Raw genomic sequence first — 14,272 nt, 5'->3', positions numbered from 1 at the left:
ATGGACTGTCAAAGGCGCGTCAAACCGTTCCGGGATCGGATCAGGTTGATAAGCGCGCGCAGGCCGGGGTGAGTGTGGCGGCGGCTGCCATAGTAAATGTGGAACGGATCGCCGGGGGCTGCATAAGCCTCCAGCACCCGTTGCAGGCTGCCGTCTGCCAGTTCGGTGGCGACGCGTGCCTCAAGGACATAGGCCAACCCCAGCCCGGCCTTTGCTGCCGTGATGGTGGTGGCCGTATCGTTGATGGTGATCAGGCCGGGCACGCGCCATGCTTTTTGATCGGCGCCTTCCCCAAGCTCCCAGCGAAAGCTGGAGTTATCGCCAAGCAGCAGTTGCAGGCAGGTGTGATCGCGCAAATCGGCGGGGGTGCGCGGCATGCCCCGCGCTGCAAGATAGCTCGGTGCAGCCACCACGACCCAGCGTTGCGGCCCGGTCAGTGCAACGGCCACCATATCTTCGGGTACAAGATGGCCATAGCGGATCCCTGCATCATACCCCTCGGCCACGATGTCGATGGGGCGATCCTCGACCACAAGGGTCAGCTTCACCTGCGGGCAGATCCGCGCAAAATCGGGCAGGGCAGGGGCCAGCAGCAGATGGGCCGCATCGGCGAAAGCGTTGATGCGGAGGGTGCCAAAGCTTGCCGCCCCGGGGGTATCGAGCGCCTGCACCGCAGCATCAATGGCATCGAACCCCTGCGCCAGCCTGTCGGCCAGATCGCGGCCCAGATCGGTCGGTGTGATGGCCCGGTTGGTGCGGTTCAGCAGCTTGATGCCCAACCGCCCTTCCAGCCGCCGGACAGCATGGCTTGCGGCCGAGGGGGTCAGGCCGAATTCGATGGCGGCGGCGGTGAAGCTGCGCCGCCGCACGATGGCCAGAAACAGTCGCAGGTCGGCAAGGTCGGCACGATCCATTATGAACTTGGTTCACATCAAGATTGATTCAATCTCATCATAAACCATGCCCCTTCCGCCCCGGCAACCGCTATCAGTTTCGGCAAGGGGATACCTGATGGAGTGTCGAGAGATGAAGCATCGCAAATTTGGTCACACCGGGCGCAGCGTTTCGGAAATCGGTTTTGGCGCTTGGGCCATTGGTGGGTCTTGGGGCGAGGTATCCGAAGGCGATGCCCGCGCCGCCCTTCATGCGGCGCTGGATGCGGGGACCGATTTCATCGACACCGCAGATGTCTATGGGGATGGGCGGTCCGAACGGATCATCGCCGAAGTCTTGAAGACCCGTGGTGGCCCGCGCCCCTTCGTGGCGACCAAGGCCGGGCGGCGGCTGTCGCCGCATGTGGCCGAGGGCTATAATGCAGAAAACCTGACGGTCTTCGTGGACCGTTCGCTCCGCAATCTGGAAACCGATTGCCTCGATCTGGTGCAGCTGCATTGCCCGCCGACCGATGTCTATTACCGCCCCGAGGTTTTCGAGGCGATGGAGGCGCTCGTACAGGCGGGCAAGATCCGGCATTATGGTGTTTCGGTCGAAAAGGTCGAAGAGGCGCTGAAGGCGATCGAATACCCCGGTGTCGTTTCGGTGCAGATCATCTACAATATCTTCCGGCAGCGTCCCGCAGGGCTGTTCTTCCGCGAAGCAAAGGCCAGGGATATTGCGGTGATCGTGCGGGTGCCGCTGGCCTCGGGGCTGCTGACCGGCAAGATGACCGCGGCCACCGCCTTTGCCCCGGATGACCACCGCGCCTTCAACCGCAACGGCGAGGCTTTCGACAAGGGGGAAACCTTTGCGGGCGTGCCCTACGACCTTGCGCTGGCGGTTGTCGATGAGATCCGGGCGCTGGTTCCGCAGGGCCTGCCGATGGCGCAATTCGCGCTGCGCTGGATCCTGATGGAAGAGGCGGTCAGCGTTGTCATTCCGGGGGCGAAGACGGCAGCGCAGGCCACGGCAAACGCGCAAGCCGCCGATCTGGCCCCCCTGCCGCCCGAAGTCATGGCCGAGTTGCGCCGACTTTATCAGGCGCGGATCGCGCCCCATGTTCACCAGCTTTGGTGAATAGTGGCGGTTGCAACGGTGCCAGCCACTTCAACGGAAATCGCGGCTGGGAGATGGCCCGCCCCGCACCGCTGACCGGCCCGGGTGCTTATCCCGGCCGGTCATGAAGACGCGTTTCGGCCCCGTCGCGCCATCGGTGCCAGACAAAGAAAGGGCGCCCTGATGGCGCCCATCCGTTTCAAGGTGGTAAGCCTGCTGCGACGACCGCGATCTGCATCGCTGTTCCCGAAACGACGGGGCGCCGACCTGATTAATTGCGGCGACTGTCCTGCGTCATTTCGACCTCTTCGGCGGCGGCTGTCGCCACACATGATTTGCGTCAATGCTTTTCGCCCACGAATCCGCCTCACTCCTCCTGACTTGGGGAAAGTTATCGATCACGAAGCGTTGTTCCGCGGCCCTTGACCTTCCAGCAGGTGGAAACCCCATGTTCGGGAATAGCGCAGCAGATGCGCCGGAAATTGGAGATAACCATGATCGCGTTCCATATCCCTAATATGACGTGCGGCGGCTGCGCCCGTGGTGTCGTCGCCGCGATTCGTGAGGTCGATGGCGCTGCCAAGGTTGAGGCGGACTTGAACGCAGGTTTCGTCACAGTTGAATCCGTGGCTGCCGAAGCAGCGTTGCGCAAGGCATTGGCCGAGGCCGGTTTCTCTCCGGCGTGATCTTCGGGTTCGTGCGAAAGGAAAGCGCCAGGCAGATGTTCGACATCATCGCACGTCTCGTCTTCGGCCTCGTTGTCATCGTGGTGATGACGCTTGGCCTTGGCCTGCGCCTTGATGCGAGGGCAGCTTGTTCCTCCGCGCCGGTCCCGCACCTTGTACAGGCGTCTCACGAACGCCAAGGCGCGGCGGCGGATACCAACACCAGCGTTCGTATCGCACATCACGGCCATGATGCGATGCCCGGACCTTGCAAACATGGCTGCACTGCCCTTTTGGCGCTGTTGCCGCCCCTGGTCGTGACCGACGTATCCGAACCCCGGCTTGCGGTTCCCGACACCGCGGCCCATCTTTCCCCCTCGCGGCCAACCGCGCCGGATGAAAGACCTCCGAAATATCTGGCCTGATCCCTTCGCCCTTCAGGTTCACAAGGTGCGCCAGCGCATCTTTTCGGAGCAATCCCATGGCACTTCTATCCAGGCGCGGTTTTCTTGGCGCCAGCGCAGTATCAGCTGCAGCCCTCCTTCTTCCCCATCGGTCGCTTGCAGCCCAGCCCGCCCTGCGCCTGCGGGCGACGACGCGGACACTCGACATCGCGGGCCGGGCTATCACCGTGAAAGGCATTCTCGACGAAAACGGGCGGAGCGGCTTGTTTCTCAATCCTGACGAACGCTTCTACGTCGAGCTTGAAAACGGCCTCGAGACGGAAACCATCCTGCATTGGCACGGGCAGATCCCCCCGAACCTGCAAGACGGGGTGCCGGACTCTCCGCGGCCCGTCATGCAAGTTGGCGAACGGCGGACCTATGATTTTGCCGCCACGCCCGGCACACACTGGATGCACGCGCATATCCCCGCGCAAGAGATGGAGCTTCTTGCTGCGCCGTTGATCGTGCGGCGGACCGAGGACCTCACGGCCGACCGGCAAGAGGTGACGCTCATGCTGCACGACCTCAGTTTCCGTCCCGCCGCAGAGGTTCTGGCCGACATGACCGGCGGGGCGGCAATGGAAGGCATGGGCCATGACATGTCGGGGCATGATATGGCCCCAACGGGGATGATGGACCTGAACGATTTCGCTTTTGACGCCTATCTGGCCAATGACCGAACACTGGATGACCCCGAGGTGGTGCGCGTCGAAAAGGGCGGGCGCGTTCTGCTGCGGGTCATCAACGGCGCTGCTGCGACCGTCTTCTGGCTTGATACCGGGGCGCTGTCAGCGCGCGCCGTGGCGACAGACGGGAATCCGATCCGGCCGGTCAGCGGCATGCGCTTCGGTCTTGCGATGGGCCAACGGCTTGACCTCGAACTCGACCTGCCGCCCGAAGGTGGCGCCTTTCCGATCCTCGCCCTGCGCGAAGGTGCGGTCGAACGCACGGGGCTCATCCTGGCCACGCCGGGTGCAAGGGTGGATCGTCTTGCGAATACGGCGGTTGATCCCCATCCCGCTTTCTCGGCAGACCTGTCGCAAGAGGCGAAGTTCAGCGCCGTTTCGCCGCTGCCTGATCGCAACAGCGACCGGATCGACAACCTCATGCTCGGCGGTTCGATGATGCCCTATCGCTGGACGATCGACGGTCAGGGCTGGGGCCGCCATCGTCCTGTCGAGGCGCGCGTCGGCGAACGGGTCGTGCTGACCTTTCACAACATGTCAATGATGGCCCATCCGATGCATCTGCACGGACATCATTTCCAGGTTGTTGCCCTGAATGGGCGCAAGGTCAGCGGCGCCATCCGCGATACCGTTCACATCCCACCCATGAGCATGGTCAGTATCGCGCTGGATGCAGGCGAGGCAGCGCGCTGGATGCTTCATTGTCACCACATGCCGCATCTCGCCACCGGTATGATGACCGAATTCGTTATCTCGGCCTAAGGAAGGACACCGTCATGCTTCGCTTTGCACTTCTCGCCCTGGCGGCCTCTCCCGCCATCGGACAGGAAGCCATCCCGCTGCGCGATTTGTTGGACGCAACGCATGTCCATGGCATTGCCGGGGGAACGGGTGGCCTTGATAGTGTCACCCTTGCCTCCCATCACGGGCTCTGGTCCGTCGATCTGGCAACGGGGACTGCGACGAGGATAGGCACCTCTGCGGATGATTTCATGGGGTATTCGGTCGTGTCGGGCGACGCAGGCCAGGCTTTTGCCAGCGGGCATCCGGCGATGGGCGGCAATATCGGCATCATCCGCACGGATGACGGTGGTGCGACTTGGACCCATGTCTCGGATGGTCTCGACGGGCCTGTCGATTTTCACAATTTGGAGGTCAGCCGCGCCGACCCTGCAGTGATCTACGGCATCATTCATGATGGCACGGTCCAGCGGAGTGCCGACAGCGGCGTGACCTGGGAGGTTTCCGGACAAGCGCCCGGAGAGTTGATCGACATCGCGACCTCTTACACCGATTCCGACACGATCTACGCGGCAACGGAGGCGGGTCTTTTCGTAAGCCCGGACAAGGGCGCGACGTGGCAGGGCGTGACGGCAGGCGCGCCGGTCACGTCGGTCGATGTCGGCGCAGATGGTCTTTTGCGTGCGGCAGAGCTTGGACGCGGGTTGTTGTCCATCGATGCGAAGGGCACGGTGTCGGTGCTGTCGCCAGAGCTGCCCGACGGCTATCTGTTGTTCCTAGCGTCGACCCATGCCGACCCGCACCGCCTTTCGGCGCTTTCCGCGAAGGGACAGCTGATCTTTTCTGACGATGGCGGCGCTACATGGACAAACGCCGCAACAGATTGACGCCAATATGACTGCGGCCCCCGCTCTGCCGCCGCGAAGACGCGCCGCCCTGCGCGACCGCGCAGTCATGGCGGTGGACACTCTGCTACAGGAAGGCGCGCATGTCCCGCTTTACACGATCAGGCCAGCCGGAACGGTTGGCCTGATTGCTTTGCGGTTATCCACTGCACGCTGGGTGATGTTCTCCTCGCGGCGGTGACCCTTGGTTTGGCGGGGGCGGTGTTAGGTCGTGGGTGGCCTGTGCAACGCTTTGGCGCTGGCCAACAAGATGCTTGAGAATGCAAATTGTATCCGGCTCGCCATCAGCCTCCCTGGTCTTGCTCCGGTGTCCGGTCGAAACAGGGGCCAGTGCACCGCCCCTTTCCCGCAGATCATTTCGCAGTGGAAATCAACACCTCTATGGCCCATGGTGGAGCCCTGCCGTCGAACGCCAAGCCATGGATCGGGCCCATCGTATCGGTCAGACCAAGGCTGTCTTCGTTTACCGCCTTGTCGCTGAAGGCACGGTCGAGGAGGCCATCCTTCGCCTCCAGGCCCATAAGCAAGCGCTGGCGGATACTCTTTTTGAAGGTCGATCCGCCGACGGCTTCGTCATGGATCAGGACACGATTGCAAAGCTGTTCCAGCCTCTGCGGGGGAGGGGCAAAGCCGATTGATCCCCGCCCCCGTGCCGGGTGTCATGCAGCAAGCAACTGCAGATTTGGATCGAGGTCACTTTGACGAACGTGACTGGACGCGGGTTCGGGTGCCGCGCTCTCGACATCGACCTTGAAGAAGTCCACCACCTCGGTCAGTTCATCCGCCAGCCCCGCCAATTGCACGGCCCCCGCCGAAAGCTCCTCGGCCGCAGAACTGTTCTGTTGTGTGACCTTGTCCAGCTGCTGGATCGCTGCCGAAATCTGCGAAGATCCGGTCGACAATTCTTGCATCATCGCAGCGATCCGCGCCACGAGGCCCGAGGTTTCGGCGATATTGGGCACTAACCCTTCCAGCAGGTTGCCCGCGCGCGCTGCCGATTGCACAGTCGCTGTCGACATCTGGGCAATCTCGACAGCGGCCACCTGGCTGCGTTCCGCCAGTTTGCGCACCTCATCGGCCACCACGGCGAAGCCCCGACCATGCTCACCGGCCCGGGCGGCCTCGACGGCGGCGTTCAGGGCCAGCAGGTCGGTTTGCCGGGCAATTTCCTGCACGATCTGGATGCGTTCAGCAATCAACTGCATGGCCGCCACCGCCTCGGCCACGGCGGCACCGCCCACGCGGGCATCCTCGGCCGACCGGGTCGCCAGACGTTCCGTCTCGGCCGCGTCCTGTGCGCCTTGCCGAAGGCCCGCCGCCATCTGTTCGACCGATGCCGAGGCCTCCTCCGAGAAGGACGCCTGCTCTGTCACACCCTGCGACATCTCCTCCGACGTGGCAGCGGTCTGCGTGGCCCCTGCGGCCACACTGCGAACACTTTCGGCCACGCTGCCTGCGATGCCACGCAGTTGGACCACCATCTCGTTCACGGCACGTTGCAGGTCAGAGATCTCGTCTCGGCCTTGCACCGCGATCACCTGCCGCAGATCGCCCCCGGCCACATTGCGTGCCAGCGCAACCGTCCGCGACAGGCGCCGCACGATGGAGCGTACCAAGAGCCCCGCAAACAGCGCCGAGAGCGTGACCGCGGCAAGGCTGATCAGGATCAGTTCACGCTGCGCCGCACCAAATTCCTGATCGACCACAAGCTCTGCAGACTCCACATCGTCACCCGCGATCTTGCGAAGGTCTTGGGCGGCGGTCAGCACATGTTCGTAGGCTGTATTTCCTTCCAGAAGCATCAGGTCCCCGGCGGCTGCACGCTGCCCGGCCGCGCGCAGGGCAATGGCTTGGGTGATGATGCCTTCCAGCTCATGGTGGCTGGCTTGGAGTTCATCAACCAGATCCAGATCCTCGGATGCAGTAATCGGGCGCAGTGCTTCGATATTTGCCAATACGGCGGCCCCGGCGGTTTGCATCGCCTCGGTCAGATGCGGCAAGCGGTCCGAATCCGGCAGCGCGGTTTCCATCAGAGCCTCGCGCGCATGCGTCTGGACAATAAGCTCTTGCGTCAGCAGATCTTCGACCAGCAGCACCCGGTGCATGTCATGGTCGATGATATCGTCGAGTGCCGCATTGTAGTGTTCCATGTTGCTGAAGGCGACATACAGCGCCACGCCCCCCAAAACAAAGGTCAGAAGGAAGGTCGCGATCAGCTTCAATTTTATCGAAATGCCCACAAAGATGTTCCTTTTTCCGTCGCAGGTGCACGGAGGTTTCAGTTCCACTCAGGGTACCCGTCCGGGATGAAGCTGCGGGGCGTGGCGGGGCCAAGATGTGTCAACCACCTGCCACAGCAACCGCAGGGTAAACTTTTTCCCAAGTGGTCAAAACTGCCAACGGCCGAGTATATAAAGATTTTATCCATCCAAACGGATGGCATCTGGGCCGTGCGCGGCTTTGCGGCCACCCTGATCGGGCACGCCCATCCGCCCTCCGGCTCGATGCCGAAATCCCGGCCGCCTTCCGCTTTGACCTGACCGGAAACAGTCCAAGCAGGAGGGGCCGCGGATCAGGGCCTGCGATATTCTTGGTCAGTCTGGCACTCCGATCCGGCAAAAGGCATGTCAGCTCCGCGTTCGGACACGCTGCAGGATTCTGCGCGACCTTGGAGGCCCTTTGACAGAAGCACCATGCTTGGTGCGCTCGCCGAAAATTCCGTTCCCACGCGTTTTCTCTGCAGTGCATTGCCCGAAATCTTGCATGACAGTCGTCGGACAATCGCACCGCAACCCCAGCAGAGCGATATCCAGCGGTGGCCAGGCAGAGGCTTTCCAACAGATTTCTGGCCCTGCCTCGAAACGCTAACGCTCCGTGATACCGGTCTTGACTGTCCCGCCACCCATCTGCGGCGGCTTGAAATTGTAATGCGTTTATCCAATATGTAATGCACGGACCCATTTTGAATTGGAGGGCGCGATGCAGGAATCCACCGTAACGATCAAGGGTCAGACCACGCTGCCCAAGGATGTGCGCGCGGCGTTGCAGCTCGCGCCGGGTGATCGGGTGCGCTATCTCATTCTCGATGGGGGTGAGGTGCGGCTGGTGCGCAGTGTCCCGGTATCGGGCTTGGCCGGGCTTCTCAAGGGACGGAGCGATCGGGTGGTCACTTTGGACGAGATGGAGGCAGCCATCGCAGGCGGTGCGACCGGGGAATGACCACGACGGCTGCTGCCCTCGGGCTCGACACAAATGTTCTGGTCCGCTTTCTGGTGCAGGACGATGCGGGGCAGGCCGAGGCTGCCACCGCGCTGATTGGCAGCTTGACCGAGTCCGCGCCTGGCTTTGTCAGCCGGGAAGTGCTGGTCGAGTTGGTCTGGGTGTTGGAGCGCGCCTATCATCTGGGACGGGCCGATATCGCGCGGGCGCTGGACGGGTTGCTGGAGGCGCGGGAATTGCAGATCGAGGCGGCAGACCGGGTCTCGCTTGCCGCCGACCGTTATCGCAAGGGCGGTCCGGGCTTTGCCGACCAGATGGTCGCATTGGCCGGTCATGCAGCAGGCTGCCGCGCCACGGCCACCTTTGACCGAAAGGCCGCCTCGGTGCCGGGGATGGAGCTTCTTGGCGTCAAGCCGGATCACTGAACCCGGTCAGCTGCTGCGGCATCGCGCGACCCCCCCAGTCCGCTTTTGTCCGTCCGCTTGGAGCAATCCATGACAGAACTCACGGATCTCATGGCGCAATCCACAGCGGTGAACCAGCCATCAGACGGATTGGCCATGCAAATTCGATCGAGCGCTTCGATGGTCGCCATATGCAGGACCGCGTGGACTGTCAGACCATCAAGACACACAACGACCTATTCCCCGAAGGAAACAAGACGGCCCGCAGCTTCGGCAATTGCCGAGTATTCCAACGATGCACTTCAGGCCACGTTCCTTTTTGGTGTTCAGGAAATAACCCAGATCAACGACGGCCTATGGCCTCAAGTATCCCCCAGGGACGCTGTTGCGTGGGTCAAACCTGGGTCAATGGATGGCGGTTTTTGAAAAGCCCAGATGCCTCGTATCATCCCCAGAGGTCAAAATTGGCTGATGTCAGGCTGTTGACCCCCGGCAAGACCACAATCGCGACCTGCGCGGCGCCGCCTGCGCCATCCGCATCCCAGAACAGCGTGTCATTTGCCCTATTAAAGATGAACGTCCCCACCCCAGCTTCCACCGCTGCAGGCCCATTGACCAGCGTCAGCTCGGTGGTCATCGCGTCAATCCCTGGGGTGTCGAATGCCAGGCGGTCCGCTCCGGCCCCGGTGGCCTGAAAATCGGCGATGCGGTCGCCGTCGCCGAACTCGGTGGTCGACTCCCAAACGAAGCGGTCACTGCCGTCACCACCGATCATGGTATCTCGCCCTTCTGAAAGCCAGAATTCCTCTGCGCGGGCGTTGCCCTTGACCCAATCATTCAACGCGGTACCCCAGATACTCTCGATGTTTCGCGCCGTTTCAATATTTCCATAACCGTCGTTCCTGATCTGCCCCGAGGTCAGGGTAAAGTTTACAACGATCCCGCTGCCCGGCCCGGCGTCGCCGGTATTCCGATCGAAGTTGAGGCTGTCGAACCCGGCCTGCCCGTCGTAACTGTCGATCCCTTCACCTCCGGCAAAAACATTCCCGACCTGAGAGCCGACAAAGCTGTCGTTGAAGCGCGTACCGATGACACGTTCGACATCCCGCACCCTGTCCACATTGCCAAACCCGTCACGGATCGTGCCGGTGATCGAGTTGTTGTCAAAATTGGTTTCGAGGTCGACGACAATCCCGCGCCGCCCGCCATCCTTGGCATCGCGATCATAGCGCACTTCATCACGACGATCGTCGTCGATGTCCCCGGATAGCGTATAGGTATTCGCCCCACCATCTAGCGTGTCGCGCCCCCTAAGCCCCATCAGGCTCGAACGATCCCAGTTTTGACCAATGAGAACATCCCCAAAACGCGATCCTCGTGCGGCTTCGATATTCGACAGGGTGTCTGTCCCGCCCCATGGATCTTGTGCAATGCCTGTCTGCAGGTTTACGGTGGCCCCGCGAAAAGCGACGCCCCCCATGATGTAGTTGCTTTCCGTCAGGGTATAGGTGTCGAAGCCATCCCCTCCGTCGAGCGTGTCATTCCCCATCCCCGCGGTGAGCCAATCGTCACCACCCCGCATGAAGTAGACGTCATCACCAAGGTCAAAGCCGATGACACCCTGACCATCCTCGCCCTCCGATCCGGTGATCGTATCATTTCCAGCCATCAGCAAGCTGGCGGCGACATAAGGATTGGCCTCGATGCCTTGGCCGTCATCCGCCATCGTCCCGAAGATGCTGGCGTAGAATTGGTCGAGGTCGCGCGAAATCGGATGCGATCCAAGATTGCTGTAGGTCAGGATTGCCGTTCCTGACGGATCCAACACTCGAACCCGGTTCATGGTGCCGCCAATTGGCTCGTCGCGGTTGTAGGTGAACTCTGTGCCGGTCACTTCGACCCGGTAGTCGGCAAACTCCCCTGCGCCAGCACCAAACTCGTAAACGAACCGCGTGCTGGTCCGAGTTGTGACTGTTGCATGTGCATCGCCGCGGAAAAGCTGCCCGGGCCAATCCTGAAAATAGGTGAAAGATTCAGTGAATGTGACGGTCGCCATGACAAAAGTGCTCCTGCTTAAAAGCTTTGGTGCGGGCCTGGCCGCAATGGCCCGGGCTGACATCCATAGACAAGCGTCCTGCAAAAAGGAGGTCAGGGTCAAACTGTCCAAACGGACGCATCCTGCAGTGTCATTTGTCGGGGCGTGGCTGGAAGCTAGACAGCGGAGTTCGTGCCGGACCTCAAGCTGCTGGTGCTGCAAGGCAATGACCCGCCGCCACTGCCGTCGCCGTTACCTTGGCGCGTTCAGCCGGGGGGACATGCAGCTCATCCCAGACTTTTCGCAGTTCATGCTCAGGTTTGTGCGGGCGGGCCATGGCAGGAGAATCCGGGAGGAGGCAGAGTTTTACCCCAAGTGTACGAGGTTGGCACAGATGGTGCGTCGACCCTGGTTCGGCATTCATCCGGCCGGCTATCTCCTCGGGTGACCAGCCCGTCTTAAAGCGGTCGACGACAGCCTCCAGAAGGTCGGGATGGCGGATAAGCTTGCGATCGCGACGATCTGCCGCCAATTTCTGCGCCGTCAGCGACCGATAACCATCGGCCTGCGGGACCTCGGCATCGTGCCACCAGTTGCACCGGATCTCGCGATAAATCGTCGAGCGATGCCCTGACAGCACATGGGCGATTGCGGCAACGCGAGTCTTGTGGTGGAGCAGGCGTCCTAGAATCTTGCGCTCTTCGAGACTCAGTTCGACGTGTGAGCGGGGCACGGAAACCTCCATATAACCCTCTGATGTTACACGTTTGTCGCAAGTAAAAATAGAATGTGCCCCGCCTACACGTGAAAAGCGGAGAATGAAGATTATGTATTATAATTGTGCCGAAGTATTCCCGTTGCCTTTGCGCGAAAATCATCCTTTGATTGTATTTCATAATCTTACATCGCCATCATCAGGTGCAGCAATTGACTGAGCAGCGGTTCTACGCCCATTCTGGCATCAAGGAGGATCGAGGGGACTGGCAGCTCTTGCCAGATCATCTGGCCAGCACCGCGGCGCTGGCGGATGCGCGTGGCCGGCCGCTGAGATTGTCGGCAATGGCGGCGATGGCGGGCGCCTATCACGATCTTGGCAAGTATGACCCGGCCTTTGATCGGATGCTGACTGGGGCCAAAGAGCGCGTGGATCACTCGACGGCCGGGGCGAAACTGCTGCTAGATCGCGCGCCGCAGGCCCTCAGGCCTGCAGCCGAAATGCTGGCCTACGCCATTCTCGGCCACCACGCGGGCTTGCCCGACCGCCAGAGGGGCGAAAGCTCCATGGCCGAGCGCTTGGCGAACCACAATTATCGTATCCCGCAGTGGGTGCAAGACGCCTGCCAGCCTGACTTCACCGCAGCAGCGCGCGAAGTTCGGGCATTGATCCGAGATGGGGCCCCCTGCGGCTTTGACGCGTCAGTTGTCGCTCGCATGGTCTTTTCATGCTTGGTCGATGCCGACTTCCGCGATACCGAGGCGTTTTATGCCCGGCTCAAGGGCACTGAACCGGACCGGGTCTGGCCTGACCTGCCCACACTGCTGCCGCAACTCCGAGCGGCCTTTGACAGCAGCATCGCCCTGTTCACGGATGCCAATGAGCTGAACCGCCTGCGGTCACAGATCCTGGCTCACGTGCGCGCTCGGGCCCCGCTTCCACCCGGCCTGTTCACCCTGACCGTGCCCACCGGCGGCGGCAAGACGCTGGCCTCGATGGGCTTTGCGCTGGATCATGCCGCCGTGTACGGCCATCGCCGCATCATCTACGCCATCCCCTATACCTCGATCATCGACCAGACCGCCAAGCAGTTCCGCGACATGTTCGGAGATATAGTGCTGGAACATCATTCCGCCATCGAGCCGGAACAGCCCGGTGCCGCAGGCCGTGACAAGCTGCGGCTGGCCATGGAGGACTGGGCCGCGCCGATTGTGGTCACCACCAATGTGCAACTGTTCGAAAGCCTGTTCGCCGCCCGCCCCTCGCGTTGCCGCAAGTTGCACAATATCGCAGGCAGCGTGATCGTGTTGGACGAGGCGCAGGCCCTGCCGCGCAATCTTTTGCTGCCAACCCTGCGGATGATCGACACGCTGGCGCATCACTATGGCTGCAGCATCGTGCTTTGCACCGCCACCCAGCCCGCCTTTGACAGCCGTCAGTTGAAAGGTGGCGGTCTGGCCCTTGAGGGGCGGGAATTGGCACCGGACCCTGCCGGGTTGGCCAAACGCCTGCGCCGGGCGCGGATCGTGCAGGGCGATATGATGGACGATCCCGCCCTGATCGCCGCACTGCGCCCGCAGCCACAAGCTTTGGTGATCGTCAACAGCCGCAAACACGCGCTGGCACTTTACAGCCAAGCGCAGGCCGAAGGGCTGGAGGGGCTGGTTCACTTGACCACACGGCAATTCCCGGCCCATCGACGGCGGATTCTGGCGATGGTGAAAGAGCGGTTGAAGGCTGGCCTACCCTGCCGCCTGATTGCGACAAGTTTGGTGGAGGCTGGGGTCGATGTCGATTTTCCCATCGGGTGGCGGGCCGAGGCTGGCCTGGATTCCGTGGTGCAGGCCGCAGGCCGCATCAACCGCGAAGGTAAGCGCGCTTGGCAAGACAGCACCCTGACCGTCTTCACAGCTCCCGACAACCCAGCCCCGACCGAGGTGGCGCAACTGGCCAAAGCGATGCGATCAACGGCGGGCAAGTTCGACGATGTGCTCTCCCCCAACGCGATTCAGGACTGGTTTGAGGAAGTCTATTGGAAGGCGCAGCCCGCACGGCTGGGAGCCAAGATGGCGGAGAGTTTCGTGCTGGGGCGCAGCACCGATTTCCCCTTCCGCACGGTCGCTGAGGCCTATCGCATGATCGACAGCCCGATGGTTCCGGTGATCATCCCGCAGGATGACAAGGCGGCAGAATCGGTACGCCAACTTCGGTTTGAACATATCCCCTCTGGTAAACTCGCCCGCGACTTGCAGCTTTACACCGTACAAATCCCGCTCAAGGCCCGCGACCTCATGCGCGAGAACGGCAAGGGCAGTTTCCACGACCCCAGACAGCGCTGCGATCAGTTCTTCGTGCTGGACGAGCCATCGCTTTATCACGACGACACCGGCCTGCACTGGGAAGAGGCCGAGTTTCTGGCGGCGGAGAATTGGGTGATCTGAAGCGGCGCCCAATCTTTCGATCG

Annotated in this window: 14 protein-coding genes; 10 read left to right on the top strand and 4 right to left on the bottom strand. The window is 61.8% G+C overall.

Features of this window, described 5'->3' with window-relative positions:
- Positions 1-8 precede the first annotated feature (8 nt).
- Positions 9-914: a LysR family transcriptional regulator gene (locus tag IE101_RS14420; protein WP_189634553.1), complete on the bottom strand. Its 906-nt coding sequence runs from the start codon at positions 912-914 to the stop codon at positions 9-11.
- 112 nt (positions 915-1,026) lie between these two features.
- Between IE101_RS14420 and IE101_RS14415 the strand changes: the two genes are divergently transcribed.
- The 6 genes from IE101_RS14415 to IE101_RS14390 all read left to right on the top strand — a co-directional run bounded on the left by IE101_RS14415 (position 1,027) and on the right by IE101_RS14390 (position 6,073).
- Positions 1,027-2,013, top strand: coding sequence for an aldo/keto reductase (locus tag IE101_RS14415; RefSeq protein WP_189634552.1), 987 nt, complete (start codon positions 1,027-1,029; stop codon positions 2,011-2,013).
- Between the two features lie 473 nt (positions 2,014-2,486).
- A complete protein-coding gene (locus tag IE101_RS14410) occupies positions 2,487-2,678 on the top strand; it encodes a heavy-metal-associated domain-containing protein (RefSeq protein ID WP_229804190.1) in 192 nt (63 codons plus the stop codon).
- Between the two features lie 35 nt (positions 2,679-2,713).
- Positions 2,714-3,082 carry a hypothetical protein gene (locus tag IE101_RS14405; RefSeq protein ID WP_189634551.1) on the top strand — a complete coding sequence of 123 codons (369 nt, stop codon included), beginning with the start codon at positions 2,714-2,716 and terminating at the stop codon, positions 3,080-3,082.
- 56 nt (positions 3,083-3,138) lie between these two features.
- Positions 3,139-4,551 (top strand): multicopper oxidase family protein, encoded by a 1,413-nt coding sequence (locus tag IE101_RS14400; protein WP_189634550.1) that lies wholly within the window; start codon positions 3,139-3,141, stop codon positions 4,549-4,551.
- A 14-nt stretch (positions 4,552-4,565) separates the two neighbouring features.
- Entirely contained in the window at positions 4,566-5,417 is an 852-nt protein-coding gene (locus IE101_RS14395) for a WD40/YVTN/BNR-like repeat-containing protein (RefSeq protein ID WP_189634549.1), read from the top strand.
- Positions 5,418-5,854: 437 nt separating this feature from the next.
- Complete coding sequence (locus IE101_RS14390) at positions 5,855-6,073, top strand: DEAD/DEAH box helicase (RefSeq protein WP_189634548.1); 219 nt, start codon at positions 5,855-5,857, stop codon at positions 6,071-6,073.
- 21 nt (positions 6,074-6,094) lie between these two features.
- On the opposite strand, the gene IE101_RS14385 is transcribed toward IE101_RS14390, so the two are convergent.
- Positions 6,095-7,675, bottom strand: a complete 1,581-nt coding sequence (locus tag IE101_RS14385; protein ID WP_189634547.1) for a methyl-accepting chemotaxis protein — start codon at positions 7,673-7,675, stop codon at positions 6,095-6,097.
- Between the two features lie 739 nt (positions 7,676-8,414).
- Between IE101_RS14385 and IE101_RS14380 the strand changes: the two genes are divergently transcribed.
- The 3 genes from IE101_RS14380 to IE101_RS14370 all read left to right on the top strand — a co-directional run bounded on the left by IE101_RS14380 (position 8,415) and on the right by IE101_RS14370 (position 9,484).
- Positions 8,415-8,654 (top strand): AbrB/MazE/SpoVT family DNA-binding domain-containing protein, encoded by a 240-nt coding sequence (locus IE101_RS14380; protein ID WP_189634546.1) that lies wholly within the window; start codon positions 8,415-8,417, stop codon positions 8,652-8,654.
- Positions 8,651-9,079 carry a type II toxin-antitoxin system VapC family toxin gene (locus tag IE101_RS14375; RefSeq protein ID WP_189634545.1) on the top strand — a complete coding sequence of 143 codons (429 nt, stop codon included), beginning with the start codon at positions 8,651-8,653 and terminating at the stop codon, positions 9,077-9,079. The genes IE101_RS14380 and IE101_RS14375 overlap by 4 nt, the downstream gene beginning before the upstream one ends.
- A 69-nt stretch (positions 9,080-9,148) precedes the next feature.
- Entirely contained in the window at positions 9,149-9,484 is a 336-nt protein-coding gene (locus IE101_RS14370) for a hypothetical protein (RefSeq protein ID WP_189634544.1), read from the top strand.
- A gap of 19 nt (positions 9,485-9,503) precedes the next feature.
- On the opposite strand, the gene IE101_RS14365 is transcribed toward IE101_RS14370, so the two are convergent.
- Positions 9,504-11,114, bottom strand: coding sequence for a hypothetical protein (locus tag IE101_RS14365; protein WP_189634543.1), 1,611 nt, complete (start codon positions 11,112-11,114; stop codon positions 9,504-9,506).
- A 181-nt stretch (positions 11,115-11,295) separates the two neighbouring features.
- A complete protein-coding gene (locus IE101_RS14360; protein ID WP_189634542.1) occupies positions 11,296-11,838 on the bottom strand; it encodes a helix-turn-helix domain-containing protein in 543 nt (180 codons plus the stop codon).
- Between the two features lie 182 nt (positions 11,839-12,020).
- Between IE101_RS14360 and cas3 the strand changes: the two genes are divergently transcribed.
- Positions 12,021-14,249, top strand: coding sequence for a CRISPR-associated helicase Cas3' (gene cas3 / locus IE101_RS14355; RefSeq protein WP_189634541.1), 2,229 nt, complete (start codon positions 12,021-12,023; stop codon positions 14,247-14,249).
- Positions 14,250-14,272: the final 23 nt, after the last annotated feature.

It is taken from the genome of Gemmobacter lanyuensis (genome assembly GCF_014652355.1).
Taxonomy (GTDB): Bacteria; Pseudomonadota; Alphaproteobacteria; order Rhodobacterales; family Rhodobacteraceae; genus Gemmobacter; species Gemmobacter lanyuensis.
Note: the sequence above shows the minus strand (reverse complement) of the source record. Positions and strands in the feature narration are given on the sequence as shown.